The organism is Burkholderia arboris (assembly GCF_902499125.1).
Lineage (GTDB): Bacteria > Pseudomonadota > Gammaproteobacteria > Burkholderiales > Burkholderiaceae > Burkholderia > Burkholderia arboris.
This window is the reverse complement of sequence record NZ_CABVPX010000050.1, coordinates 15,945-40,105: the sequence shown is the minus strand read 5'-3', so window position 1 is coordinate 40,105 and position 24,161 is coordinate 15,945. Positions and strand designations below refer to the sequence as shown.

Sequence of the window (24,161 nt, the reverse complement as noted above, 5' to 3'; positions counted from 1 at the left end):
ATCACCGATCTCGTCGCCACCGGCGGCGGGCTGGTCGGCGTCGGCCTCGATGGGCTGACGTTCGCGCAGCGCGTGGCAGGCGGCACGCTCGGCGTCGCGCAGCGCGCGGATCGCGCGACGCTTACCGCTGCGCTGATCGATGCGCGTGGCAAGCCGGTGTTGTTTTCGCAGGCAGGCGTGCTCGACACGCCGTGACACGCGTTTCGCCAACGCGTGACTGCACGCCGGGATTCCAAGAGGATGCCCGGCGCCGCGTGCTGCTGGCGCACGCGCGTCCGGCGTCTCGATCGTTCCCGTTGCTCGACGACGTCGACACAAGTCTGCATTCGCACTGCACAGCTGGTGCGATGCGGCGCTGAACCGCGCCGGACTCGCTGGGGCTGCGGTTGCGGGCCGCAAGGCAACCGTTGCCGGGTTGGCGCGGGGCAACGGCCATACCCGGCAGGTACGCCGCGCGCACGCGATCGCGCCGGCCGGCGGTGTGCTCAGGCGCGCGGATCGGCCGACGGCAGCAGCGCGGCGAAGCGGTCCGCGAGCGTGGGGCGCGACCGTGCGGGCCAGATCGCGCTCAGTTCGAAATTCGGCAGCGCGGCGCCGTCGCGGATCGGGCTGTAGGCAACCCCGTCGAACGCGAACGCGTGGATCGAGCGCGGCAGCAGCGACACTCCGCACCCGGCGGCGACGCATGCGACGACGGTCAGCGTGCGGTTCACGTCGAGCACGATGTCCACCGGATGCCCGGCCTGGCGGAACGCGCTGAGGATACCGGCGCGGATCAGCGGCAGCTGATCGTGCGGAAACCACACGAGGCCGGCCGCGGCGAGATCGGCCAGCGTGACCGTGCCGTCGGGCAGGCGCGGGAACTCCTTCGGCAGCACCGCGACGAGCGGGTCGCGCCGGATCAGCTTTTCGCGCATCCGGCCGTTGACCGCGACCGGCGTATGCAGCAGCCCGATGTCGATCTCGCCGCGTTCGAGTGCGATCGCCTGCTCGGCATTGCTCATCTCGCTCATCACGAGCTCGACGTCGGGCGCACTCTCGCGCAGCGCACGGATCGCGCGCGGCAGCGTGTCGAACAGCGCCGCGCTGACGAAGCCGATGGTCAGGCGCCCGGCGCGCTGCGCACCGATCTCGCCCGCCCGGTGCGCGGCCGCATCGAGCCGCGCGACGCTCAGGCGCAGGTCGTCGACCATCGCGAGCCCGGCCGGCGTGAGCGTCGCGCCGCGCCGCGACCGGTCGAACAGCCGGACTCCCAGCTCCTTTTCCATCCGGTTCAGCGCCTGGCTGAGCGCCGGCTGCGCAATACCCAGTTCGCTGGCGGCGCGCGTGAAGCTGCCGGAATCCGCGATCGCGAGAAAGTAGCGGACGTGCCTGATTTCCATAAGCGTGTGTTATGAATAATTATTCGAAACATAGTAGCGAATTATCCAAATGATTCATAGGATGCACTTCGGGCGTCGTCGATACCGGCTGCGCCTCCGATAGCGGCGCGATCAGGCGGCGCACGGCGACGACACGAGGAGACCTCCGTTGACCTGGATGCGCGAACTCTCGACGACCGAACGGCGCACGTTGCGCGGCTGCTTTGCCGGCTGGGCGCTCGACGGCCTCGACACCCAGATGTTCAGCCTCGTGATCCCGGCGCTGCTCGCGACCTGGAGCATCGGCAAGGGGCAGGCTGGCCTGATCGGCGGCGCGACGCTCGTGTCGGGCGCCCTCGGCGGCCTGCTGGCCGGCGTGATCGCCGATCGTTACGGGCGCGTGCGGGCCCTGCAGATCACTGTGTGCTGGTTCTCCGCATTCACGTTCCTGAGTGCGTTCGCGCAGAACTTCGAACAGCTGCTGGTGTTGAAGGCGCTGCAGGGGCTCGGCTTCGGCGGCGAATGGACGGCGGGCGCGGTGCTGCTCGCGGAAACGGTCGGCGCGCGTCATCGCGGCAAGGCGATGGGCGTCGTGCAGAGCGCGTGGGGGTTCGGCTGGGGCGCGGCGGTGCTGCTGTACGTGATCGTGTTCGCGTGGCTGCCGGCCGAATGGGCGTGGCGCGTGCTGTTCGCGATCGGCGCGTTGCCCGCGCTGCTGGTGCTGTATATCCGTCGCGCGATTGTCGAGCCGCCGCGCGCGCAGCCTGCGTCTGTGCGGGCGGACGATACGCCGACGGTCGGCATCTTCGACCGGTCGGTGCTGCGCACGACGGTGGTCGGCGGCCTGATCGGCGTCGGCGCGCATGGCGGCTATCACGCGATCACGATCTGGCTGCCGACCTACCTGAAGACCGAGCGGCACCTGTCGGTGCTCGGCACCGGCGCGTATCTCGCGGTCGTGATCGTCGCGTTCATCTGCGGCTGTTTCCTGAGTGCGTACCTGCAGGACCGGATCGGCCGGCGCCGCAACGTGATGCTGTTCGCCGCGTGCTGCGCGGTGATGGTGAACCTGTACGTGTTCCTGCCGCTGAACGACGTCGCGATGCTGTTGCTCGGGTTTCCGCTCGGGCTGTGTTCGGCCGGCATTCCGGCGACGCTCGGCACGCTGTTCAACGAGCTGTATCCGCAGAACGTGCGCGGACGCGGCGTCGGCTTCTGCTACAACTTCGGCCGCATCGTGTCGGCGGCCTTTCCGGTGCTGGTCGGGCGCATGGGTGAATCGTTGCCGCTCGGCACGGCGCTCGGCATCGATGCCGGCATCGCGTACGGGCTGGTCGTGATCGCGGTGTGGTTCCTGCCGGAAACGCGCGGTCGCCGCCTGCCCGACGCGGCCGCCGGGCCGGGCGCCGACGGCGACGCGCGCGCCGGTGCCTCGCTGTAGGTTTCGTCTTTCGTTCATTCCGTCGCCTGTCGCCCGTTGCCGGGCCGGGCATCTCTTGCAGGCAAGTCGTCATGGATCGAGCAGTGAATCCGCCGGTCGAACCGGTTTCAGCGGCGCCGGACACGGCCGCGTGGTACGCATCGCCGGCGGCCGTCGCGGCCGTCGCGGCCGTCGACGCACATGCGCACGTGTTTGCGCGCGGCCTGCCGCTCGCGCCGGTCGTGCGCCACGCGCCCGATTACGATGCGTCGCTCGACGCGTACGTCGCGCATCTCGCCGCGCACGGCATCACGCACGCGGTGCTGGTGCAGCCGAGCTTTCTCGGCACCGACAACGCGTTCTTCGTCGACGTGCTGCGGCGCTACCCGCACCGCTTTCGCGGCGTCGCGGTGGTCGATCCGGTGATCGACGACGATGCGCTCGCCGCGCTGGATCGCGCGGGCGTCGTGGGCATGCGGCTCAACCTGGTCGGCCTGCCGATTCCGGATTTCGGCACGCGGGTGTGGCGCGCACTGTTCGCACGCGTCAACGCGCTCGGCTGGCATGTCGAGATTCATCGCGATGCAGCCGACCTGCATGCGATCGCCGCGAGCCTGCTCGCGCAATCGTGCACGCTCGTGATCGACCATTTCGGCCGCCCGTCGCCGACGCTCGGCGAGCGCGATCCCGGCTTCCGTCACCTGCTGTCGCTCGCCGATACAGGCCGCGTGTGGGTCAAGCTGTCGGCCGCATACCGCAACAGCCTGGCCGGCGACGGCACCGATACCGCGCTCGGCGCCGCGCAGGCGCTGCGCGCCGCGTTCACGGCCGAGCGGCTCGTGTGGGGCAGCGACTGGCCGCATACGCAGCATCGCGAGCGGGTCGATTTCGGCGCGACCTGTGCGGCGCTCGAACGCTGGCTGCCCGACCCCGGCGAGCGCACGCGCGTGCTGCGCGACTCGCCGCGAACCCTGTTCCGTTTCGACCAATGAGGCCCTGCATGACCGATCAAACCGCCCTTCGTCGCGCCGCGTTCCGGCGCAGCATCGCCGCCCGCCAGGGGCTGCTCGTCGCCGGCACGTTCAATGCGCTGAGCGCGCGGATCGCCGCCGATCTCGGCTTCGGCGCGCTGTACCTGAGCGGCGCCGGCGTCACCAACATGTCGCTCGGCCTGCCGGATCTCGGCTTCGTCGGGCTCGGCGAGCTGGCCGAGCACACCGCGCGCGTGCGCGGCGCCGTCGACCTGCCGCTGATGGTCGATGCCGATACCGGTTTCGGCAATGCGCTGAACGTGCTGCATACGGTTCGCACGCTCGAGCGCAGCGGCGCCGATGCGATCCAGCTCGAGGACCAGGTGCTGCCGAAGAAGTGCGGTCACTTCGCGGGCAAGGAAGTGATTCCGGCCGCGGAAATGGTCGGCAAGCTGAAGGCGGCCGTCGACGCGCGCGTCGATCCGAACCTGCTGATCGTCGCACGCACCGATGCGGCCGCCGTGCACGGCATCGACGACGCGATCGAGCGCGCGCACCGCTATGCGGCGGCCGGCGCCGACGTGCTGTTCATCGAGGCGATGGACACGCCGGAGGACGTCGAACGGCTGCCCGCGCTGTTCGACACGCCGCAGCTCATCAACATCGTGATCGGCGGCAAGACGCCGACGCGCTCGCGCGACGAACTGGCGCGCCTCGGCTACGGCGTCGTGCTGTACGCGAATGCGGCGCTGCAGGGGGCCGTGCACGGGATGCAGGCCGCGCTGACCGAATTGCGCGACACGGGCCGGCTCGATGAAAACCCCGCGCTCGTCGCGCCGTTCGCCGAACGGCAGCGGCTCGTCGACAAGGCGCGCTTCGACGCGCTCGACGCGCGCTACGCGGCCGGGCAGCCGTAAGGCCGGCACGCAGCACGGGCGGCGCATGCCGGCCGCCCGCTACCGAACAGACAGGAGACACCCGTGGCAACTTCCCCAACCGGGGCGGCCGACGCGCCGCCACGCATCGGCTCGATCGTCGGCGGGCTGGCCGGCAACCTGATCGAGTGGTACGACTTCCTCGCGTACAGCATCTTCTCGATCTACTTCGCGCCGTCGTTCTTTCCCGCCGACCGGCCGACCGTGCAACTGATGAACACCGCGGCGATCGCGGCGGTCGGCTACGTCGCGCGACCGGCGGGCAGCTGGCTCGTCGGCTTGTACGCGGACCGGCACGGGCGCAAGGCCGCGCTGACGAAGTCGGTGCTCGCGATGTGCGCGGGCTCGATGCTGATCGCCGTCACGCCCGGCTACGCGACGATCGGCATGCTCGCGCCGGCACTGCTCGTGGCCGCGCGCCTGCTGCAGGGCCTCAGCATGGGCGGCGAATACGGCACCAGCGCGACCTACCTGAGCGAGATCGCGCCGCCGAACCGGCGCGGCTTCTACGTCGGCTTCCTGCAGGTGAGCGTGGTGGCTGGCCAGCTCGTCGCGCTCGGCTTGATGCTGGCGATGCAGCGGATCTTCGTCGGCACGCACGACATCGAGCGCTGGGGCTGGCGGATTCCGTTCTTCGTCGGCGGCGTGCTCGCGCTGTTCGCGCTGTACATGCGCCGCAACGTCGTCGAGAGCGACGCGTTCGTCGCGAGCCGCGCGCGTGCGGCGAAGACGCGCGTGACGGCCGATCTCGCGGCCCACTGGCGCGAACTGCTGCTCGCGATCGGCATCACGATCGGCGGCACCGTCGCGTTCTATACGTACACCGTCTACATGCAGAAATACCTGGTCAATTCCGTCGGCCTGCACAAGGAAACGGCGACCTGGATCTGCACGCTCGCGCTGCTGCTGTACATGCCGCTGCAGCCGCTGTTCGGCCTCGTGTCGGATCGCGTCGGGCGCCGGCCGGTGCTGCTGTGGTTCGGGCTCGGCGGCACGCTGCTGTCGGTGCCGATCTTCACGGCGCTCGCGCACGTGCACGAGCCGCTCGCCGCGTTCGCGCTGGTGTTCGCCGGGCTCGTGGTGCTGAGCGGATTCACGTCGGTGCACATGCTGGTCAAGGCCGAGCTGTTCCCGCCGCAGATCCGCGCGCTGGCGGTCGGGCTGCCTTATGCGCTGACGACGGCGATCCTCGGCGGCACGACCGAATTCGTCGCGCTGCGGCTGAAGGCGGTTGGCAACGAATCGATGTTCTTCTGGTACGTGGCGGCGTGCGCAGCGATTTCGCTGGTCGTGTACTGGCGGATGCCGGAAACCCATCCGGCCAGGCGCGCGCGGCCGGCTCGGCCGGCGGTGGGCGCCGCCGCACCCCGCTGAATTGGTGCGAAGCCGCATGCGAAACGCTTATGGATAAATAACACGGACGTAATGCTTCGCCGCGGCGATTGCTTCTAGTATCTGCAGAACGCCGACGGGCTGCCTGGCCGTCGGCGGCGAGCAGACGAGACACACGACATACATTAGTACATCTAAAAAAATGGAGTCGAGTCAATGATCGAACTATCCGAGGGCCAACGGATATCCACGCGCGATGGCGCGCCGGGCGGTGCGCCGCCACGGCCGTCGATCGCGGTCCATCCCGTGTTCAAGGCGTACAACCGGTCGAAGCTGGACGACATCCCGCAGCTCGCGGTATTGCCGCCGTCGATGCGCGAGCAGATCGGGCTGGTCGCACGCGTGCTGCCGTTCAAGGTCAACCGTTATGTCGTCGAGCAACTGATCGACTGGACGAACGTACCGGACGATCCGCTGTTCCGGCTGACGTTTCCGCAGCCCGACATGCTTGCGCCCGACGAGCTCGGGGAGCTGGCCGAGCTGTCGCGCGACGCGGCGCGCCAGGCGGACCTGGACGCGCTGGTCGGACGCCTGCGCGCCCGGATGAACCCGCATCCGGCGGACCAGCGGCTCAACGAGCCGGAGCTGGACGGCGAGCCCTGCCCGGGCATCCAGCACAAGTATGCGCAGACGGTGCTGTACTTCCCGAGCCACGGGCAGACCTGCCATGCGTACTGCACGTTCTGCTTCCGCTGGCCGCAGTTCGTCGGCGACGCGTCGCTGAAATTCGCGTCGAGCGAAGCCGGGCGGCTGCACGCGTACCTGCGTGCGCACGGCGAAGTGACCGATCTGCTGATGACGGGCGGCGATCCGATGGTGATGAGCGCGGCGCGCCTGCGCGAATACCTGATGCCGCTGCTGGAGCCGGGGCTCGAGCATGTCGGCAACATCCGGATCGGCACGAAGGCGCTGACCTACTGGCCGTACCGTTTCGTCAGCGATCCGGATACGCCCGAGCTGCTCGCGCTGCTGCGCACGCTGATCGATGCCGGGCGCAACGTGACGGTCATGGCGCACCTGAACCACTGGCGCGAACTGTCGACGGAGATCGCCGAGCAGGCCGTGACGAACCTGCGCCGCATCGGCGTCGTGATTCGCTCGCAGGGGCCGGTGCTGCGCCATATCAACGACGACGCTGAAGTCTGGCGGCGCAACTGGGTCGGGCAGGTGCGGCTCGGCATCGTGCCGTACTACATGTTCGTCGAGCGCGATACGGGGCCGCGCGGTTATTTCGAGCTGCCGCTCGCGCGGGCGCTCGACATCTACAACACCGCGATCGCGTCGGTGTCGGGGCTCGCGCGCAGCGCACGCGGCCCGTCGATGAGCGCAGGCCCGGGCAAGGTCGAAGTCGCGGGCACGCTCGAGTTGCAAGGACAGCGCTACTTTCTGCTGAATTTCCTGCAGGCGCGCGATCCGCGCTGGCTGCGCCGGCCGTTTCTCGCGAAGTATTCGGCGACGGCCTGCTGGCTCGACCAGCTCGAACCGCCGGACGGCGAACCCGCGTTCTTCTTCGATGCGGCGTATCGCGCATTCGTCGACGCGCATCAACACCAGCCGGAGCATGCATGAGAACGCCCGGCACACGAACCGCCGACGTCGCGATCGTCGGCGGCGGCTACACGGGGCTGTCCGCCGCGATCCACCTGGCGGAGCAGGGCGCGACGGTTGAGGTCTGCGACGCCGATCCGCCCGGCGACGTGCCGAGCGCATTCAACTTCGGTTCGGTCGCGAGCGCCGCGCCGGCGCTGCCGCGCGGCCCGGTTTCGGCCGCGCAGGCGCAGGCCGCCGAGCGCACGGCCGCGCAGGCCATCGCGTACCTGAAGCGCTTCGTCGATAGCCGCAACCTCGCGTGCGGCTGGGCGCATCCCGGCCACATCACGCTCGCGTGCGACGACGCGTCGGCGGTGCAGCTGGCGCACCGCTTCGAGTACTACGCGGCGCAGCAGGATGCGTGCGTCGCGTGGCTCGACGCGCAGGCGGTCACGCAGGAAACCGGCGCGGCGCATGCGATCGCGGGGCTGCTGAACCTGAGGTTCGCGCTGATCCGGCCGCGCGCGCTCCGCGATGCGATGCGGATGCGGGCGGTCACGCTCGGCGTGCGGATCCGGCGCGGCGCGCGCGTGAACGCCGTGCGGCTCGTGCCCGATGCGGCCGTGCTCGACCTCGGCGACGCGACGCTCGACGCGGGCACCGCGCTGGTGTGCGCGGAGGACGCGTGGCCGCTGCTGCCGGCCGACCTGCGCCCGCCGCTCGAACGCTACGGCACGCACCTGCTGGCTACCCGCATCCTCGACGACGCGACGCAGCGCCGCATTTCGCGGCAGCCGCGCGTGTACGGCACGTTGTCCGCCGACAAGGATTATTTCCGGCTCGACGACAGCGGGCGGCTGTTGTTCGGCAGCCGGCTCGGCCTCGCGGTCGACGGGCCGCCCGCGGGTGTCGAGGCCGCGTTGCGTGCGCGGCTGGGCGCGTATTTCCCGGCGCTCGAGCACGTGGGCGTCGAGCACGTGTGGTCCGCGCCGCTCGGCTTCACCGCGCTCGGCGTGCCGCATGTCGGCACGGCCGGGCGGCTGGGCTGGTGCGGCGGCTATTGCGGCAGCGGGATCGCCACGGCCGTTCACGGCGGCGCGGCGCTGGCCGCGCGCGTGCTCGGCCAGGCCGACGACGGTGCCTTTCACGATTCGATCACCGGTGCCGGGGAGGCGCGATGAACACTTTCGAATTCCAGACGCTCGACGGCGCGAAGCCGCGGGCCTTTGCCGGAGAAGAAGTCGACGTGCTCGGTATCGGCGTCGGTCCGTTCAACCTGAGCCTGGCGGCGCTGCTGGCGCCGCTGGACGGGCTGCGTTCGCTGTTCGTCGAGCGCCGGCCCGGGTTCCGCTGGCATCCCGGGCTGATGCTTGCCGATTCGTCGTTGACGACCAGCTTCCTGAAGGACCTCGTGACGCTGGCCGATCCGTGCAGCCGCTACTCGTTCATTGCGTTCCTGCAACGCACCGAACGGCTGTACGCGTTCGCGAACGCACGCTTTCCGACCGTGCGCCGCCGCGAGTTCGAACAGTACATGCAGTGGGTGTGCGCGTCGCTCGACAACCTGCGGTTCGACTGCGAAGTCGAAAGCGTCGTGCGCGACGGGCGCGCACTGCGCGTCACGACCTCGCACGGCGTCGTGCGCACCCGGAACCTCGTGGTCGGCGTCGGCCTGCGCCCGAGCGTGCCCGCGTGCGCGCGGCCGCACCTCGGGGCCGACGTACTGCATTCGTCGCAGTTCTGCACCGTGCGGCCGGCGCTTGCCGGCCGGCGCGTCGCGATCGTCGGTGGCGGCCAGAGCGGCGCCGAGCTGGCGCTGCATCTGCTCGGGTTGACGGGCGATGCGGCGCCCGCGCACATCGCCTGGCTGACGCGGCGCGAGAACTTCCTGCCGATGGACGACTCGCCGTTCGTCAACGAATGGTTCGTGCCGCAATACAACGCGCATTTCTCGCGGCTGTCGCCGGAGCGCAAGCGCGACGCGCTGGAGACGCAGCGCCTCGCGAGCGACGGCGTCACGTTGCCGCTGCTGACGGCGATCTACCAGCGGCTCTACGAGATCACGCACATCGAGGGGCGCACCGGCCATTGCGCGCTGATGCCCGGCCGCAGCATGGCGAACCTGCACCGCGCGGACGGCGGCTACGTGCTGAGCGTCGACGACGGCACCGGCGTGCATGCGCCGCTGCATGCGGACGTCGTGCTGCTCGCGACGGGCAGCGAATTCCAGATGCCCGGCGCGCTCGAATCGCTGCGCTTCGAGATGCACACGCGCAACGGCGTACCGGAGCTCGACGACGACTATGCGGTGCGCTGGAACCGGCCGAGCGCCGCGCGGATTTTCTTCCAGAACGCCGCGCGCACGACGCGCGGCATCGCCGACCCGAACCTGAGCCTGGCCGCGTGGCGCAGCGGCCGGATCGCGAACGCGATCGCGGGCGCGTCCATCTACGAGGTCGGCACGCCGCCGGGATTCGTCGACTGGCCGCACGGCGACGCGCCGCAGGCCGCCACCCAACAACTCGTGAACTGACAGGAGCACCCCGCCATGACCCATGCACCGGCCATGCTGTATCTCGACACGCGCGCGCTTCCGGGCGAGCGGATCGCCGAAATCGACGCGGCGCGCAGCCTCGGGCTCGATCTTTATGTGGCGACGCCGACGCCGGACGCGTTCCGCTCGTTCGGCTGCGCCGGCATCATTCCGACCCGGCTCGGCGATTACGACGCAGCCGAGCGGACGATTCTCGACTACCTGCGCGAACATCGCGTCGAGCTGTCCGGCGTCGTCGCGTGGAAGGATCTCGAAGTGGTGCTCGCGAGCCGGCTGTCGCATCGTCTCGGCCTGCGCGGCACGGCGCCGGACGCCGCGCTCAACGTGCGCGACAAGGCCGCGACCCGCCGCGTGCTCGACGCGGTGCCGAACGCGAACCCGCGCTATGCGGTCGTCAGCAGCGAAGCCGAATTCACCGCCGCGCTGCAACGGATCGGCGCACCCGCGCTGCTCAAGCCGGCCGGCAACTCCGGCAGCCGCGGCATCTTTCCGGTCGATGCGCACGCCGACCCCGTCGACGTCTATCGCGCGTTTCGTGCGTACAACTCGCCGGAGAAGGGCGAGATGTTCAGCCTGTACGGCGATCACGCGCTGCTCGAGGAACAACTGACGGGCAGCGAGCATTCGGTGTCCGGCGTCGTCGCGCACGGGCGCGTCGCGATCAACGCGATCATCGACAAGACCTTCGACCGGTCGATCCCGATCCAGTACGAGAACGTGACGCCGTCGCTGCTGCCGGCCGACACGCAGGCGGCGATCCGCGACATGGTGCGCGCGGGCGTCGCGGCGACCGGCATCGACTGGTGCGGCTTCCACGCGGACGTGATGGTGACGCGCGACGGCCCGAAGATTCTCGAGATCGGCGGGCGGCTCGGCGGCGAGTTCATCAACTCGCATCTGATCCCGTACAGCGTCGCGGACTTCTCGCCGTACCGCACCGTGCTCGATCTCGCGCGCGGCGCGATCGACGGCCCGCTCGACGACCGGCTCGGCACCGCGTCGACGCGCGCCGGACAGCGCATCGTGATGCCGCCGGGGCTCGGCCGCATCGCCCGTGTCGAGGGCTTCGAGCGGCTGTGGCGGCGGCCGGAGCTGCGGTTCCTGCAGGTCGTCGCCGGCAAGGGCGCGCAGATGGCGCTGCCGAAGGACGTGTTCAAGGCGTACGAGATCGCGTACCTGATCGCGCAGTGCGAACTCGACCGCGACATCGTGGCGCTGCTGCGCGAACTCGCGGCCGACGTGACCGTCACGCTGGACTGACCCGGAGGCCATCATGCCGATCGACACGATCCGCGACCCGCGCCACTACCTGCTCGTGCCCGCGATGCCGGCGCCGAACGGGCGCCTGCACCTCGGTCATATCGCCGGCCCGTACCTGCGGCTCGACATGCTTGCGCGCCACCTGCGCAGCCGCGGCGAGGTCGCGCGCATCGCATGCGCGAGCGACCCGTACGATTCCTACATCCCGCTGCGCGCCGGGCAGGCCGGCATCGACGCGGCGGCGCTCGCGCGGCAGAGCTGCGCGGGCATCGTCGACGATCTCGCCGCGATGAACATCGACGTCGACCTGTTCGTCGATCCGCTCGGCGATGCGCATCACGACGCGTACCTCGCCGCGCACGACGGGCTCGTCGCGCGGCTGGCCGCGCAGCGGCGCGTGTCGACGGTGCGCGAGCGCCTGCCGTATTCGGCCACGCGCGATGCTTACGTGACCGGCAGTTTCCTGCTCGGCCGCTGCCCGCAGTGCGCGCGCGACGTGTCGGGATTCTTCTGCGAGGACTGCGGCGCGCATTTCCAGCCGGAGGACGTGCGCGAACCGTCGGCGCGCTGGGGCGAGACGCTCGCGATGCGCGAGCAGGACAACCTGTTCTTCGACATCGCGGATCCCGCCGCGCTGGTCGCGCAGCTGGCCGGCACCGAGACCGCACCGGAGTTCGTCGATATCGCGCGCCGCCATCTCGCGCGCGACGGCGCGCGTTTCCGCTTGACGAGCCATGCCGGCTGGGGGCTGCCGTATGCGCTCGACGGCGCGCCGCGCACGCTGTTCGGGCACGGGCTGCTGTTCGGCGCGATCCGCTTCGTCGGCGATCTCTATGCCCGCCAGCACGGGCTGCGCGCGAACCCGTTCGATCGCGAGTCGGACGTGATCACCGTCAACGGATTCGGGATCGACAACTGCGTGTCGCATCTGGTCGGCATTCAGGCGATGGCGATGGCCGACGGCGTGTCGAAACCGTTCGACCGCTTCGTGATCAATCACTTCTACACGCTGGAAGGGCGCAAGTTCTCGACGAGCCTGCGCTGGGCGATCTGGGTCGAGGATCTCGCGGCGCGCACGCGCGTGCCGGCCGACGCGGTGCGCTTCTTCGTCGCGTCGACCAATCCGGTCGACGCACGCACCGACTTCGATCGCGATGCATTCTGCCGCTTCGTGAACGGGCCGTACGCGACAGTGCGGCGGCACGTGGCCGAGTCGATCGGCGGGCCGCTCGCGGCGCGCGTGCCGGCCGACAAGACGGCGCGGGCAGCCGAGGCGGCGTGGCGCGACGCGCAGCGCGCGATGGATTTCGCGACCTTCGACCCGACGGCGCTGGCCGGCATCGTCGAGCGCTGGAGCGCGCACTTCGACGGCGCGCGCGCGGCCGGCGACCTGTACGGCTGGACCAAGGGCTTCGCGCTGCTCGCATGGCCGTTGATGCCGGCGCTCGCGCAGACCGCGTGGCGCGCGCTCGGGTTGCGCGGCGAGCCGAACGCGGGCGACTTCGCGCGGCTGTCGGCGCCGGTCGTCACGCCGCTGGCGAACTTCGACCCGGTCACGCCGGGAGACCTGGCGGCGGTCCTGCCGCCCGGCATGCGGGAGGTTGCATGATGGAAGGCGCACTCGAAGGGCTCGTGATCGTCGACCTGACGCGCGTGCTGGCCGGGCCGTTCTGCACGATGCTGCTGGCCGATCACGGCGCGCGCGTGATCAAGGTCGAGCGGCCGTCGACCGGCGACGACGCACGCGCGTACGGCCCGTGGTACGGCGGCAAGTCCGCGTATTTCGCGTCGCTCAACCGCGGCAAGGAGAGCATCGCGCTCGACCTGAAGGACCCGTCCGACCGCCGCGTGCTCGACGCGCTGCTCGAGAAGGCCGACGTCGTCACCGAGAACTTCCGGCCCGGTACGATGGCGCGCATCGGCTACGACTGGGACACGCTGCATGCGCGTTTCCCGCGCCTGATCTACGGCAGCGCATCGGGGTTCGGTCACACCGGGCCGTATCGCGACCACCGCGCATACGACATGATCGTCCAGGGGCTCGGCGGGATCATGAGCGTGACGGGCGAGCCCGGGCGCATGCCCGTGCGGGTCGGGCCGTCGATCGGCGATCTCGCGGCCGGCCTGTTCCTGACGACCGGGCTGCTGATGGCGCTCGTGCGGCGCGGCCGCACCGGGCAGGGTTCGAAGGTCGATATCGGCATGTTCGACTGTCAGCTTGCGCTGATGGAGTATTTCATCGGCCGTTACTTCGCGACCGGCGAAGTCACGGGGCCGGTCGGCAGTTATCGGCCGGCGATCGCGCCGCCGTTCGGTGTCTACCGCGCGGCGGACGGCCCGCTCATCATCGCGGCCGGCAACGACAAGCTGTTCCGGCTGCTGTGCGACGCGCTCGGCGTGCCGGCGCTCGCGGCCGATCCGCGTTTCGCGGGCGGCGAGGCGCGCAAGGATCACGAGGCCGAACTCGAACGCACGCTCAATGCGCTGCTGGCGGCGCACGGCGTCGAAGCCTGGTGCGAGCGGTTCGCGCGCGCGGGGCTGCCGGCTGGCCCGATCAACCGGGTCGACCAGGCCGTCGTTCATCCGCAGACGGTCGCGCGCAACATGCTGATCGACGTCGACGATCCGGACGTCGGCCCGTACCGGCTCGTCGGGACGCCGATCAAGATCTCGGGCTGCCCCGATCCGGCCACGCGCCGGGCCGCACCGGCGCTCGATCGCGACCGCGACGCGATTCTCGCGGAACTGGGCCTGGTCGGGGAGGAGGTGCACGATGAACGCGCGTAAGTTTCCGCATGTCGGCGCGTTGCCGCCGGAGTCGCATGTGCCGGGCGTCGTGTTGCGCCAGGCCGATTTCGCCGGGCTCGGCGACGGCGAGATTCCGTTTCGCGGCGGCCTGTTTACGGTCGAGCCGAACTGCACGTCGCGGCTGGACGTCCACGCGGTACGCGAATGCTGGATGATCGCGCAGGGCAGCGGCCGGCTGACCTACGACGGTGAGCCCGTGCGCGTGCGGGCCGGCGACGTGCTGTATTTCGAATCGCACCGCTCGCACCAGGTGCAGAACGACGGCGCGACGCCGCTCGTGATCAGCACCGTCTGGTGGCAGGCCGATGCGGGTTGATCTCGCGATCGTCGGTGCGGGCGTGACGGGGGCGACGATCGCGCACGTGGCGGCGCGGCATGCGGGCGGGCTGCGCATCGCGGTGTTCGATGCGCGGCCGGCCGTGCAGACGGCCACGGCGCTGTCGGCCGGCGTGATCACGCCGTTCTGCGGCAGCGGCGAGCGCCGCGCGCGCTCGCTGGTCGCCAACGCGTACTACGGTGCGTGGGCACGGGCCGGATGCTGCGTGCGCGACGCGCCGTTCGCATTCGTTGCGGACGCACCGGACGCGGGCGGCCCGTTGCTCGCGCCGCCGGTGGCCGACGATCCGCCGGAGACCGGCGCCACACCGCTCGGCGCGCTGCCGGCCGGCGCGCGTCTGTGGCGCAGCGGCCGCGCGTGGCTGGTCGACGTGCCGCGGCTGGTCGCGCACTACCTGACGGGCGCGCACACCGTCGAGCGCTTCGATGCGCCGGTCACGCACGTGACGCACGATGCCGGCGGCTGGACCGTCGTCGCCCACGGCGTGACGCTGCGCGCCGACCGGCTCATCCGCGCCAGCGGCCCGTGGCCGGCCGTCGACGGCGAAGCCGGCGGTGGCGCGCGGACGGACATCGTCACGAAGAAGATCGTTGCGTTCGATGTCGACGGCCGCGCATTGCCGCCCGCGCCGGATGCACCGGTCGTCTACCTGCCCGACGCGCAGGCGTTTCTCGCGCCGGTGCACGCGCGGCGCGGCTGGCTGCTGAGCATCACGTCGCACGTGTGGGGCTGCGACGCCGGCGCACGCGTCGCGCCGAGCGCCGACGAGCGGACCCTCGCGCACACGCTGCTTGAACGTCATTTCCCGGGCCTGCGCGATGCCCATCTCGCCGCGCGCACGGCGGTCGACGGTTACACGGCCGACCGTAATCCGCGGGTCGCACCGATCGGCCGCCACGGCTGCGCGGTGGCGGGCGCGTCGGGTTCCGGCGTGCGTTTTGCGCCGGCCCTCGCCTACGAGGCGCTCGCCGCCGTCGGCCTGCCGTTCGAACCCGATCCCGCGACGACCGCACCCGAGCCACCACTTCGCCCGCGGGCTGACCTGCCCGCTGCTTCCCTCTCCGAATCCGTCCAACCATGCATACCGAACTCGCCTGGATCGCCGTCGCACCCGCCTTCGCCCTGATCTGCATCGGCATCGCCGTGCGTCGCATCGCGCTGGTCGATGCGGCATTCTGGCCGTCCGCCGAAAAGCTCACCCACTACGTGCTGTTTCCCGCCTTCCTCGTGCATTCGATCGGGCTGGCGGGGCCGCTCGACGCATCGTCGAAATCGACGATCGTGCTGTTGACGGGGCTCACGCTCGCCGTGCTGGCCGCCGTCGTGCTCGGCTGCCGATGGTGCGCGGTGCCGCACGCGTCGTTCACGTCGATCGTGCAGGGCTCGATCCGCTTCAACAGCTACATCTTCCTGTCGGTCGCGTCGGGGTTGCTGAGCCGCGGGGACTACGGGATCGCGGCGGTCGTGGTCGCGTACATGGTCGCGATCTCGAACACGCTCGTGCTGCTGTCGTTCGAGCATGGCCAGGCCGGCGGCCGCGGGCTCGTGCGGATCGTCGGCAAGGTGGCGGCGAATCCGCTGATCGTCGCCAGCGCGTTCGGGATCGTGCTGAACCTGACCAGCTGGCGCCTGCCCGCCGCCGTGGACCAGACCGTCGACGTGCTCGGCGGCGCCGCGCTGCCGTTGAGCCTGATCTGCGTGGGCGCCGCGCTGCGGCTGCCGCTGCCGCGCAAGGAAGCGGCGCTCGTGCGCGCGGGGCTCGTGACCACCGCGATCCGGCTGGTCGGTTTTCCGCTGCTCGCGCTGACCGCGACGAAGGCGTTCGCGGTGACGCCGCTGTCGGGGAACCTGATCCTGCTCTATTCGGTGCTGCCGTGCGCGAGCAACTCGTACGTGCTGTCCACGCAGTACGGCGGCAACCATCGGCTGATGGCGTTCGTCGTCGCGCTGTCGACGGTGCTGTCGTTCGTCCCGATATTCCTCGTCGCGCGCACGATGTAGGCTGATGCGCCGCTGCGCGGCCGGCGGGGCCGCGCCGTTCACCCTAATCGAATAAATACAGGAGACACCCATGATTTCGAGGCGCTCGTTCAACCGCTCACTCGCCGGACTCGCGATGGCCGAAGTGCTGGGCGGATGCGCCGGCGCGAGCCCGGGCCGACGCACGATCACCGGCGTCGACGCGCACGCGCACGTGTTCCTGAAATCGCTGCCGCTCGTGCCGGGCCATCGCTACACGATCGCGTACGACGCGTCGCTCGACCAGTACCTCGCGATGCTCGACCGGCACGGCATGTCGAACGGCGTGCTGATCCAGCCGAGCTTTCTCGGCACCGACAACCGCTATCTGCTGGCCGCGCTGCGCGCGCAGCCCGAGCGCCTGCGCGGCATCGTCGTGATCGATCCCGCCCGCGATGCGGAGCAGGTGGCCGCCTGGACGCCGCTCGGCGTGCGCGGCATCCGGCTGAACCTGATCGGCGAACGCGATCCGGATTTCGCCGGCGCGGCGTGGCGCGCGCTGTTTCCGCTGCTGCGTGCGCATCGCTGGCAGGTCGAGCTGCATGCGGAGGCCGCACGGTTGCCGGCGCTGATGCCGCCGCTGCTCGACGCGGGCGTCGACATCTCACTCGACCATTTCGGCCGGCCCGACCCGCGGCTCGGGATCGACGATCCCGGCTTCCGCTATCTGCTGACGACGGCGGCGAGCAAGCGCGTGTGGGTCAAGGTGTCGGGCGCCTACCGGAACGACCGCGCCGACCGCTGGCAAGCGTCCGGACTGACGGCGATGCGCGCGCTGCGCGAAGCGTTCGGCACGCAGCGGCTCGTGTGGGGCAGCGACTGGCCGCATGTCGGGTACGAGGCGGCCGTGAACGATGCGCTCGCGTACCAGTACATGGCGACGCTGTTGCCGGACGAGGCCGGACGCCGGCAGGTACTGGTCGATACGCCGGCGGCGCTGTACCGGTTCGACGGAAACGGTTGAGCGGGCGGCCCGGCCGCGTATGGCAGAATCGCGGCGATCCCCCGTCCGCGACGCCACCATGAACCCGACGACGCCTTCCTCCGCGCCCATCCGTCCGCCGATGGGCCGCACGGCCACCGTGCTGCTTGCCGCCAGCATGCTGTTCTATCTCGTTGCGATGTTCAGCGCACCGTTCCGCACCGGCGCGCCGGACCCGCATCCGTGGGCGGACGGCTGGCAGGTGCTGCTGACCGGCTGGATGGGCGTGCTCGCCGGGATCCCCGCGTGGCTTGCGAATCCGCTCGTGTTCGGCGCGTGGCTACTGACCGTGAAGCGCCTGCGCGTGCAGGCGGCCGTGCTGGCCGCGCTAGCGCTGCTGTTCGGGCTGAGTTTCCTGTCGCAGCACCAGATCGTCGTCAACGAGGCGGGTAGCCTCGAGCCGGTTCATCTCGATGCGATCGGCTACTGGTGCTGGCTCGCGAGTTTCGGCGCCGTGCTGGTCGGCACGGTGTTCTTGCCCGGGCGGACGAAGGTCGGCGCGGCCGGCTGACGCGCGCGGCACGGCGGGTCCGCGTCGCGCGCGCCGCTTTTCAGCCGCTCAGCGTACGTGCGGCTGCAACGCGCGCAGCCAGTACGAGACGGCCACGGCGCCGCCATCCGGCGTACCGATCGCACGCTCGCCGAGATAGCTCGCGCGTCCCGCGCGCGGCGTCATGCGCGCCGTGTCCTCCGCACCCTGTTCGGCCGCTTCGACGGCCGCCGCCCATGCGCTCGCGGGATCGCGATCGCCGTCGAGCGCGCGGTCGAACGCATCGGCGGCCGGCACCAGCGCATCGAGCATCGTCCGGTCGCCGGCATGCGCGCCCCCCAGTTCGCCGATCGAATCCACGGCTGCGCGGAACGCCGCGGCCCAGTCGCGCGCCGACGGCTCGGCGATCTCGGCCAGCCGGCGCGACGCGCGCAGCAGCGCGGTCGCGTAGAACGGCCCCGAGCTGCCGGCGATCGCGCGGCGCAACGCGGCGCCGAGCGCCGCGAGCGCGCCGGCCGGCGTGCCGTAAGCGGTGTCGGGCAATGCGAGGATCGCCTGCGCGGCGCGCAGCATGCTCGCGCCGAGATCGCCGTCGCCGGCTGCCGCATCGAGGTCGGTCAGCGTTTGCTCGTGGTCGATCAGCGTCTGCGCAACCGCGTGCAGCGCGGGCTGCAGGCGCGCGGCCCATGCGCTGCCGGCCGCATCGAGCGGCGCCGGCGGCGCGTCGTGCGACGCGGCCGCGGCTACGCGGATCCGGGTGTTCACGGCGCCGCCGCCCGGCCACGCACGCGCCTGCGTCGGTGCGTCGAGCAGCGCCGCGCGTTCGTCGTTCAGCCGCAGCACCGAGATCGAGCAGCCGGGCATGTTCAGCGCGGACAGGAACGTGCCGGCCCATGCGCGTGCAACGACGATGCCGCGCCGGCTCAGGTTGTCGTACGCGGCGCGCAGCACGATCGCGAGTTCCATGTCCGGCGTCGCGCCGAGGCCGTTGACGAACAGCGCGACGCGTTCGTCGCGGTCGAGCACGAGATCGGCGACGATGCTCGACAGCAGCGTGTCGGCCAGTGCGTCGGCCGCCAGCGGCGCGCGGCGCTCGACGCCTTTCTCGCCGTGGATGCCGAGACCGAGTTCGATCTCGGTCTCGCCGAGGCTGAAGCCCGATTTGTCGGCGCCCGGGATCGTGCAGCCGTCGAGCGCGACGCCCATCGTGCCGAGTTCGGCCGCCGCGTCGCGTGCGATTCCCGCGACGCGGGACAGCGGCAGCCCGCGCGCGGCGGCCGCGCCGGCGAGCTTGTGGATCAGCACGGTGCCGGCGATCCCGCGCCGCTGGCCGCGTTCGACGCGGCCGCGCAGCGACACGTCGTCGGCGACGATCACCGTTTCGACCGGAATGCCTTCCGCGCGCGCGAGCTCGGCCGCCAGCCCGAAATTGAGCCGGTCGCCCGTGTAGTTCTTCACGATCAGCAGCGCGCCGTTCGGGCCGGCGCTCGCGCGGATCGCGGCGAGCACGGCGTCGGTGGACGGCGACGTGAACACTTCGCCGCACACGGCCGCGCTCAGCATCCCTTCGCCGACATAGCCGCCGTGCGCGGGCTCGTGGCCGCTGCCGCCGCCGGACAGGATCGCGACCGGACGCTGCGACGGTTCGGGCAGCGGCTGGCGGACGAGCACGTGCTCGTCGCCGAGGATCGCGAGATGCGGCGATTGCCGCGCGATGCCTTCCAGCATTTCTCGCACGACATCGGACGGGCGGTTCACAAGCTTTTTCATGGCGACGGATTCCGGACGGGTGAAAAGGGCACGGCCGGGCCCGCGCGGGCGCCGGACGGCTTTCGTGTTGCGGAGAATCGTGCGGATGCCCGGTCGCCGGGCGCGGGCGGCCGCATGGCGGGCGGCCGGTGTGCAGGAGCGGCGACGAAGCATGCGCTTCGCGCCACGATACCTCAGGTTCGGACGTTGCGGCACGGATCGCGGCGCGCTTGCGCCGGGGGCGGCTACTTCGCTGCCGCAATCTCCTTCGCCCGGATCAGCCGCGCCCGCAGCACGTTGCGGCTGATGCCGAGCAACTGCGCAGCCCGGATCTGGTTGCGGTGGCTGAACTCGAACGCGACGCGCATCACCGTGTCCTCGATGTGTTCGAACAGGCCGCCGTGGGCGTCGTCGAACAGGTCGCGCAACGCGCTTTCAAGCGACGCCCGCGCGTCGCCGGACGAACCGGTCACGCGCGCGGCAACGGCCGGCGTGCATGGCGGCGCGATGTGCAGGTCGGTGTCCTGCAGCGCGTCGTGACGGCACACGAGCAGCGCGTGATGGATCACGTTCTCCAGTTCGCGGATATTGCCGGGCCAGCCGTGTGCCGCGAGCCGGCGCTCGGCGCGCGGATCGATGCTGCGCGGCCCGTCGCCGAGGCGGTTGCGGTACACGTCGAAGAAGTGACGCGCGAGCGGCAGGATGTCGCCCGGCCGCTCGCGCAGCGGCGGGACCGCGAGCTGCACGACATTGAGCCGGTAGAACAGGTCGCCGCGAAAATGCCCGGCCGCGACGGCCTGCTGCAGGTCGACGTTGGTTGCGGCCACCACGCGCACGTCAACCGGAATCCCCGTGCGCGAACCGAGCCGCACGACCTCGCGCTCCTGCAGCACGCGCAGCAGCTTGACCTGCATCGACAGCGGCAGGTCGCCGATCTCGTCGAGAAACAGCGTGCCGCCGTGCGCGGCTTCGAACCAGCCGGGCTTCGCGCTGAAGGCGCCTGTAAACGCGCCTTTCTCGTGACCGAACAGTTCGCTGTCGACCAGCGTCTCGGAGAACGCGCCGCAGTTCACCGCGACGAACGGCCCGTCGCGGCGCTTGCCGAGATCGTGCACGTGGCGCGCGATCAGCTCTTTGCCGGTGCCCGTTTCGCCGGCGATCAGCACGTTCGCGTCGCTCGGCGCAACGCGGCGAACCTGTTCGAGCAGCGCGAGCGAACGCGGATCGGCGAACACCTGCGCGCGCGCCGGGGCCGGTGCGTGGCGTTCGGGCAGCGCGAGCACGGGCGCTCCGCGTCCCGCCGCGTGCAGCGCAACCGGGTCGCGGGGTGGGGCAACGACGCGAAGAGTGAGCGGGCGCGGCGATGCGGAAATGGAAGTCATGGCGGTGAACCGTAGGAAGGCCGGACGAAGCGGACCCGTGCCGACGGGCGGCGGGGTCCGGCTGCTGCGTGGTCAGCAAAGTGTTCAATGTTTTTCCGCACGCGGAAAGCATCGATTTCTGATAACCAAAGCGCGATTGCTGCGGAACCTGCAACGGTGCGGACGAGCGGGCATGTGTGGTGCCGGAGCGCCGGATTCGATGTCGTTGCGTGCAACACGCTGCTGCCTGAGCAGCAGCTCGCCAGCATTACCGCTTCGCTCCGTTCATCACGCGCTGGAATATCGATGTGACGCGCTCGCCGGAACGCTTGCCACGATCGCGCATTTGAGCGGACGCCGTGCCGGGCGGGTGTTCGATAAAAATTTCGCGATGCAGACGATCGCGCCGCGAAACGGCCGCACGAATGGCACGTTCCTTGCTGACCCGGAACGGTATCGCCGCATCGACACGCGGCTCCACAACGGGAACGCATCGCATGAGCAACACCCTCAACGTGGTCGCGATATCGGGCAGCCTGCAACGGCCATCGCGCACGCTGGCGCTGACCAACGAGATCGTCGCGGCATTCGGCGCCGCACTGCCGATCGACACGCGGCTGATCGAACTCGGCGAGATCGGCAGCCGGCTGGCCGGCGCGCTGACGCGCGCGCAGGTGCCGGCCGACCTCGAAGCGCTAATCCGTGCGATCGAGACGGCCGATGCGCTCGTCGTCGCGAGTCCGGTGTATCGCGCGTCGTACACGGGCCTTTTCAAGCACCTGTTCGACCTCGTGCGCCACGACGCGCTCGTCGACGTGCCCGTGCTGCTCGCGGCCACCGGCGGCAGCGAGCGTCATGCGCTCGTGATCGACCATCAGTTGCGACCGCTGTTCAGCTTCTTCCAGGCGCGCACGCTGCCGATCGGCGTATACGCATCCGAAAGCGATTTCGACCAGTACCGGATCGCCAGCCCGGCACTGCGCGAGCGCATCGCGCTCGCCGTGGATCGCGCCGTGCCGCAACTGCGTCCGCACGCCCGTTCCGCCGCGGCCGCGTAAGCCGCTTCCGTTTCCCCTTCGACCAGGACACCTTCATGAGCCTCACCGACCTTTCCGCCGACGGCGTCAAATTCGCGTACTGGGTGCCGAACGTCAGCGGCGGCCTCGTCGTCAGCACGATCGAGCAGCGCACCGACTGGAGCCTCGAATACAACCAGCAGCTCGCGCGTACGGCCGAGGCGGCCGGCTTCGACTATGCGTTGAGCCAGATCCGCTTCACGGCCGGCTACGGCGCCGAATACCAGCACGAGTCGGTGTCGTTCAGCCAGGCGCTGCTGCATGCGACGACGAAGCTCAAGGTGCTCGCCGCGATCCTGCCGGGGCCGTGGCATCCGGCCGTGGTCGCGAAGCAGCTCGCGACGATCGACCACATCTCGAACGGACGCATCGCGATCAACGTGGTCAGCGGCTGGTTCAAGGGCGAATTCACCGCGATCGGCGAGCCGTGGCTCGAGCACGACGAGCGCTATCGGCGTTCGAAGGAATTCATCCAGGCGCTGAAGGGCATCTGGACACAGGACAACTTCACGTTCAAGGGCGATTTCTACCGCTTCAACGACTACACGCTGAGCCCGAAGCCGGTGCAGAAGCCGCATCCGGAGATCTTCCAGGGCGGCAGCTCGCGCGCGGCGCGCGACAACGCGGCGAGCGTGTCGGACTGGTATTTCACGAACGGCAATACGCCCGAGAACCTGAAAGCGCAGATCGACGACATCCGCGCGAAGGCGGCCGCGAACAACCATCGCGTGCGCATCGGCGTCAACGCGTTCGTGATCGCGCGCGACACCGAGGAAGAGGCGCAGGCCGTGCTCGACGACATCATCCGGCACGCGCATGTCGAAGCCGTGCACGCGTTCGGCGCTGCGGTGAAGGAGGCCGGCAAGGCGTCGCCCGAAGGCGAGGGCAACTGGGCGAAATCGACGTTCGAGGATCTCGTGCAATACAACGACGGCTTCCGCACGAACCTGATCGGCACGCCGCAGCAGATCGCCGAGCGGATCGTCGCGCTGAAGGCGATCGGCGTCGATCTCGTGCTGGCCGGGTTCCTGCACTTCATCGAGGAAGTCGAGTACTTCGGCCAGCGCGTGCTGCCGCTCGTGCGCGAACTCGAGGCGCAGCGGCAGGCGATCGCCGCGTGACGATGGCCTGACGAACGCGCACGGCCCGCGATTGCGCGGGCCTGCGCGGCGGCGTGTCGCTTATGCGACGCCCGCCATCTTCGACGCCTCGACCACCATCTGCACACCGAGACCGCCGAGGATGAGGCCCATCGCCCAGCGCTGCGCGAGCAGCAGCATCGGGCGCCCGTGCAGGAATTTCGCGATGCTGCTCGAACAGATCGCCACCAGCCCGTTGGCCGACGCGAACGCGGCGATCAGCAGCGACCCGAGAAACAGCGACTGGCCGAACACGCTGCCTTGCCCGTAGTCGATGAACTGCGGCAGCAGCGACACGAACAGCATCGCGAGCTTCGGGTTCAGCACGCTGGTCGTCGCACCCATCGCGAGCAGCCGCAGCGGCTGCTCGTTCGGCAGCGCCTTCACCTCGAACGGCGAGCGGCCGCCGGGCCGCACCGCCTGCCATGCCAGGTACAGCAGGTAGGTTGCCCCGACCGCGCCCAGCACGCTGCCCGCATAGGGCACGCTCATGAACAGCGTCGTGATGCCGAAGGCCGCGCCGAACATGTAGAACAGGTAGCCGATCATCACGCCGGCGAGCGAAATGAGCCCGGCCGCCCGCCCTTGCGCGATCGAGCGCGACATCACGTAGACCATGTTCGGCCCCGGCGTGACCGCGAGCATGCCGCCGACGACGAGAAACCCGTAGAGCGATCCGGACGTGTGCATTTTTTCGCTTCCTGCATCGAGTGAGTGCTGACGGGACTCATTGTCCGGCCGTGGAGGCGAACAGTAAAACGGGATAAACTGAACGGA

General features: G+C 70.2%; 22 protein-coding genes and 1 pseudogene. 18 read left to right on the top strand and 5 right to left on the bottom strand.

Annotated features, from left to right (window positions below; all coding sequences use genetic code 11):
* Nucleotides 1-195, top strand: a pseudogene (locus BLA15945_RS35900) (glycosyl hydrolase); the annotation flags it as partial.
* Nucleotides 196-485: 290 nt separating this feature from the next.
* On the opposite strand, the gene BLA15945_RS35895 reads toward BLA15945_RS35900, so the two are convergent.
* A complete protein-coding gene (locus BLA15945_RS35895; RefSeq protein WP_059241104.1) occupies nucleotides 486-1,382 on the bottom strand; it encodes a LysR family transcriptional regulator in 897 nt (298 codons plus the stop codon).
* 157 nt (nucleotides 1,383-1,539) lie between these two features.
* Here BLA15945_RS35895 and BLA15945_RS35890 point away from each other — a divergent pair, with 157 nt between their 5' ends.
* From BLA15945_RS35890 to BLA15945_RS35820, 15 genes are all read left to right on the top strand, one after another.
* Complete coding sequence (locus BLA15945_RS35890; protein ID WP_407045126.1) at nucleotides 1,540-2,802, top strand: MFS transporter; 1,263 nt, start codon at nucleotides 1,540-1,542, stop codon at nucleotides 2,800-2,802.
* Between the two features lie 71 nt (nucleotides 2,803-2,873).
* Complete coding sequence (locus tag BLA15945_RS35885; protein ID WP_174994581.1) at nucleotides 2,874-3,773, top strand: amidohydrolase family protein; 900 nt, start codon at nucleotides 2,874-2,876, stop codon at nucleotides 3,771-3,773.
* Nucleotides 3,774-3,781: 8 nt separating this feature from the next.
* Nucleotides 3,782-4,669 carry an isocitrate lyase/PEP mutase family protein gene (locus tag BLA15945_RS35880; protein ID WP_059241107.1) on the top strand — a complete coding sequence of 296 codons (888 nt, stop codon included), beginning with the start codon at nucleotides 3,782-3,784 and terminating at the stop codon, nucleotides 4,667-4,669.
* Nucleotides 4,670-4,732: 63 nt separating this feature from the next.
* Nucleotides 4,733-6,061: an MFS transporter gene (locus BLA15945_RS35875; protein WP_174994580.1), complete on the top strand. Its 1,329-nt coding sequence runs from the start codon at nucleotides 4,733-4,735 to the stop codon at nucleotides 6,059-6,061.
* 174 nt (nucleotides 6,062-6,235) lie between these two features.
* Nucleotides 6,236-7,648: a KamA family radical SAM protein gene (locus tag BLA15945_RS35870; protein ID WP_081052079.1), complete on the top strand. Its 1,413-nt coding sequence runs from the start codon at nucleotides 6,236-6,238 to the stop codon at nucleotides 7,646-7,648.
* Nucleotides 7,645-8,790 carry an NAD(P)/FAD-dependent oxidoreductase gene (locus BLA15945_RS35865; RefSeq protein WP_174994579.1) on the top strand — a complete coding sequence of 382 codons (1,146 nt, stop codon included), beginning with the start codon at nucleotides 7,645-7,647 and terminating at the stop codon, nucleotides 8,788-8,790. The genes BLA15945_RS35870 and BLA15945_RS35865 overlap by 4 nt, the downstream gene beginning before the upstream one ends.
* Nucleotides 8,787-10,142: a lysine N(6)-hydroxylase/L-ornithine N(5)-oxygenase family protein gene (locus BLA15945_RS35860; RefSeq protein ID WP_174994578.1), complete on the top strand. Its 1,356-nt coding sequence runs from the start codon at nucleotides 8,787-8,789 to the stop codon at nucleotides 10,140-10,142. The genes BLA15945_RS35865 and BLA15945_RS35860 overlap by 4 nt, the downstream gene beginning before the upstream one ends.
* Nucleotides 10,143-10,157: 15 nt before the next feature.
* Nucleotides 10,158-11,423, top strand: coding sequence for an ATP-grasp domain-containing protein (locus BLA15945_RS35855; RefSeq protein WP_174994577.1), 1,266 nt, complete (start codon nucleotides 10,158-10,160; stop codon nucleotides 11,421-11,423).
* Nucleotides 11,424-11,436: 13 nt separating this feature from the next.
* On the top strand, nucleotides 11,437-13,032 hold the full coding sequence (locus BLA15945_RS35850; protein WP_059241112.1) for a methionine--tRNA ligase: 1,596 nt from the start codon (nucleotides 11,437-11,439) through the stop codon (nucleotides 13,030-13,032).
* On the top strand, nucleotides 13,029-14,210 hold the full coding sequence (locus BLA15945_RS35845) for a CaiB/BaiF CoA transferase family protein (RefSeq protein ID WP_059241113.1): 1,182 nt from the start codon (nucleotides 13,029-13,031) through the stop codon (nucleotides 14,208-14,210). Before BLA15945_RS35850 ends, BLA15945_RS35845 begins: the two co-directional genes overlap by 4 nt.
* The gene (locus BLA15945_RS35840) at nucleotides 14,197-14,547 is read left to right on the top strand and encodes a cupin domain-containing protein (protein WP_059241114.1); all 351 of its coding nucleotides are present in this window, start codon (nucleotides 14,197-14,199) and stop codon (nucleotides 14,545-14,547) included. The genes BLA15945_RS35845 and BLA15945_RS35840 overlap by 14 nt, the downstream gene beginning before the upstream one ends.
* Nucleotides 14,537-15,694, top strand: a complete 1,158-nt coding sequence (locus tag BLA15945_RS35835) for an NAD(P)/FAD-dependent oxidoreductase (RefSeq protein WP_174994576.1) — start codon at nucleotides 14,537-14,539, stop codon at nucleotides 15,692-15,694. Before BLA15945_RS35840 ends, BLA15945_RS35835 begins: the two co-directional genes overlap by 11 nt.
* Nucleotides 15,646-16,569, top strand: coding sequence for an AEC family transporter (locus BLA15945_RS35830; protein ID WP_174994575.1), 924 nt, complete (start codon nucleotides 15,646-15,648; stop codon nucleotides 16,567-16,569). The genes BLA15945_RS35835 and BLA15945_RS35830 overlap by 49 nt, the downstream gene beginning before the upstream one ends.
* A gap of 70 nt (nucleotides 16,570-16,639) precedes the next feature.
* The gene (locus tag BLA15945_RS35825; RefSeq protein WP_174994574.1) at nucleotides 16,640-17,551 is read left to right on the top strand and encodes an amidohydrolase family protein; all 912 of its coding nucleotides are present in this window, start codon (nucleotides 16,640-16,642) and stop codon (nucleotides 17,549-17,551) included.
* 58 nt (nucleotides 17,552-17,609) lie between these two features.
* Complete coding sequence (locus BLA15945_RS35820; protein ID WP_174994573.1) at nucleotides 17,610-18,080, top strand: hypothetical protein; 471 nt, start codon at nucleotides 17,610-17,612, stop codon at nucleotides 18,078-18,080.
* A 48-nt stretch (nucleotides 18,081-18,128) separates the two neighbouring features.
* Here BLA15945_RS35820 and BLA15945_RS35815 read toward each other — a convergent pair whose 3' ends face one another.
* From BLA15945_RS35815 to BLA15945_RS35805, 3 genes are all read right to left on the bottom strand, one after another.
* Complete coding sequence (locus BLA15945_RS35815; protein WP_174994572.1) at nucleotides 18,129-19,829, bottom strand: dihydroxyacetone kinase family protein; 1,701 nt, start codon at nucleotides 19,827-19,829, stop codon at nucleotides 18,129-18,131.
* 224 nt (nucleotides 19,830-20,053) lie between these two features.
* A complete protein-coding gene (locus BLA15945_RS35810) occupies nucleotides 20,054-21,190 on the bottom strand; it encodes a sigma-54 interaction domain-containing protein (RefSeq protein ID WP_174994571.1) in 1,137 nt (378 codons plus the stop codon).
* Nucleotides 21,191-21,437: 247 nt separating this feature from the next.
* On the bottom strand, nucleotides 21,438-21,668 hold the full coding sequence (locus BLA15945_RS35805; protein ID WP_174994570.1) for a hypothetical protein: 231 nt from the start codon (nucleotides 21,666-21,668) through the stop codon (nucleotides 21,438-21,440).
* On the opposite strand from BLA15945_RS35805, the gene msuE reads away from it, so the two are divergent.
* The gene (gene msuE / locus BLA15945_RS35800; RefSeq protein ID WP_059241121.1) at nucleotides 21,667-22,227 is read left to right on the top strand and encodes an FMN reductase; all 561 of its coding nucleotides are present in this window, start codon (nucleotides 21,667-21,669) and stop codon (nucleotides 22,225-22,227) included. The two genes, BLA15945_RS35805 and msuE, sit on opposite strands and share 2 nt — an antisense overlap.
* A gap of 35 nt (nucleotides 22,228-22,262) precedes the next feature.
* Complete coding sequence (gene sfnG, locus BLA15945_RS35795; RefSeq protein ID WP_174994569.1) at nucleotides 22,263-23,366, top strand: dimethylsulfone monooxygenase SfnG; 1,104 nt, start codon at nucleotides 22,263-22,265, stop codon at nucleotides 23,364-23,366.
* Nucleotides 23,367-23,426: 60 nt separating this feature from the next.
* Here sfnG and BLA15945_RS35790 read toward each other — a convergent pair whose 3' ends face one another.
* Nucleotides 23,427-24,074, bottom strand: a complete 648-nt coding sequence (locus BLA15945_RS35790) for a LysE family translocator (RefSeq protein ID WP_059241123.1) — start codon at nucleotides 24,072-24,074, stop codon at nucleotides 23,427-23,429.
* Between the last annotated feature and the right edge of the window lie 87 nt (nucleotides 24,075-24,161).

Coding starts and splice junctions, on each gene's coding strand:
- BLA15945_RS35870 (WP_081052079.1), top strand. CDS start 6,236: ATGATCGAACTATCCGAGGGCCAACGGATATCCACGCGCGATGGCGCG.
- BLA15945_RS35810 (WP_174994571.1), bottom strand. CDS start 21,190: ATGACTTCCATTTCCGCATCGCCGCGCCCGCTCACTCTTCGCGTCGTT.
- BLA15945_RS35830 (WP_174994575.1), top strand. CDS start 15,646: ATGCATACCGAACTCGCCTGGATCGCCGTCGCACCCGCCTTCGCCCTG.
- BLA15945_RS35790 (WP_059241123.1), bottom strand. CDS start 24,074: ATGCACACGTCCGGATCGCTCTACGGGTTTCTCGTCGTCGGCGGCATG.
- BLA15945_RS35850 (WP_059241112.1), top strand. CDS start 11,437: ATGCCGATCGACACGATCCGCGACCCGCGCCACTACCTGCTCGTGCCC.
- BLA15945_RS35815 (WP_174994572.1), bottom strand. CDS start 19,829: ATGAAAAAGCTTGTGAACCGCCCGTCCGATGTCGTGCGAGAAATGCTG.
- BLA15945_RS35820 (WP_174994573.1), top strand. CDS start 17,610: ATGAACCCGACGACGCCTTCCTCCGCGCCCATCCGTCCGCCGATGGGC.
- msuE (WP_059241121.1), top strand. CDS start 21,667: ATGAGCAACACCCTCAACGTGGTCGCGATATCGGGCAGCCTGCAACGG.
- BLA15945_RS35840 (WP_059241114.1), top strand. CDS start 14,197: ATGAACGCGCGTAAGTTTCCGCATGTCGGCGCGTTGCCGCCGGAGTCG.
- sfnG (WP_174994569.1), top strand. CDS start 22,263: ATGAGCCTCACCGACCTTTCCGCCGACGGCGTCAAATTCGCGTACTGG.
- BLA15945_RS35885 (WP_174994581.1), top strand. CDS start 2,874: ATGGATCGAGCAGTGAATCCGCCGGTCGAACCGGTTTCAGCGGCGCCG.
- BLA15945_RS35865 (WP_174994579.1), top strand. CDS start 7,645: ATGAGAACGCCCGGCACACGAACCGCCGACGTCGCGATCGTCGGCGGC.
- BLA15945_RS35880 (WP_059241107.1), top strand. CDS start 3,782: ATGACCGATCAAACCGCCCTTCGTCGCGCCGCGTTCCGGCGCAGCATC.
- BLA15945_RS35890 (WP_407045126.1), top strand. CDS start 1,540: ATGCGCGAACTCTCGACGACCGAACGGCGCACGTTGCGCGGCTGCTTT.
- BLA15945_RS35835 (WP_174994576.1), top strand. CDS start 14,537: ATGCGGGTTGATCTCGCGATCGTCGGTGCGGGCGTGACGGGGGCGACG.
- BLA15945_RS35855 (WP_174994577.1), top strand. CDS start 10,158: ATGACCCATGCACCGGCCATGCTGTATCTCGACACGCGCGCGCTTCCG.
- BLA15945_RS35860 (WP_174994578.1), top strand. CDS start 8,787: ATGAACACTTTCGAATTCCAGACGCTCGACGGCGCGAAGCCGCGGGCC.
- BLA15945_RS35845 (WP_059241113.1), top strand. CDS start 13,029: ATGATGGAAGGCGCACTCGAAGGGCTCGTGATCGTCGACCTGACGCGC.
- BLA15945_RS35825 (WP_174994574.1), top strand. CDS start 16,640: ATGATTTCGAGGCGCTCGTTCAACCGCTCACTCGCCGGACTCGCGATG.
- BLA15945_RS35895 (WP_059241104.1), bottom strand. CDS start 1,382: ATGGAAATCAGGCACGTCCGCTACTTTCTCGCGATCGCGGATTCCGGC.
- BLA15945_RS35805 (WP_174994570.1), bottom strand. CDS start 21,668: ATGCGATGCGTTCCCGTTGTGGAGCCGCGTGTCGATGCGGCGATACCG.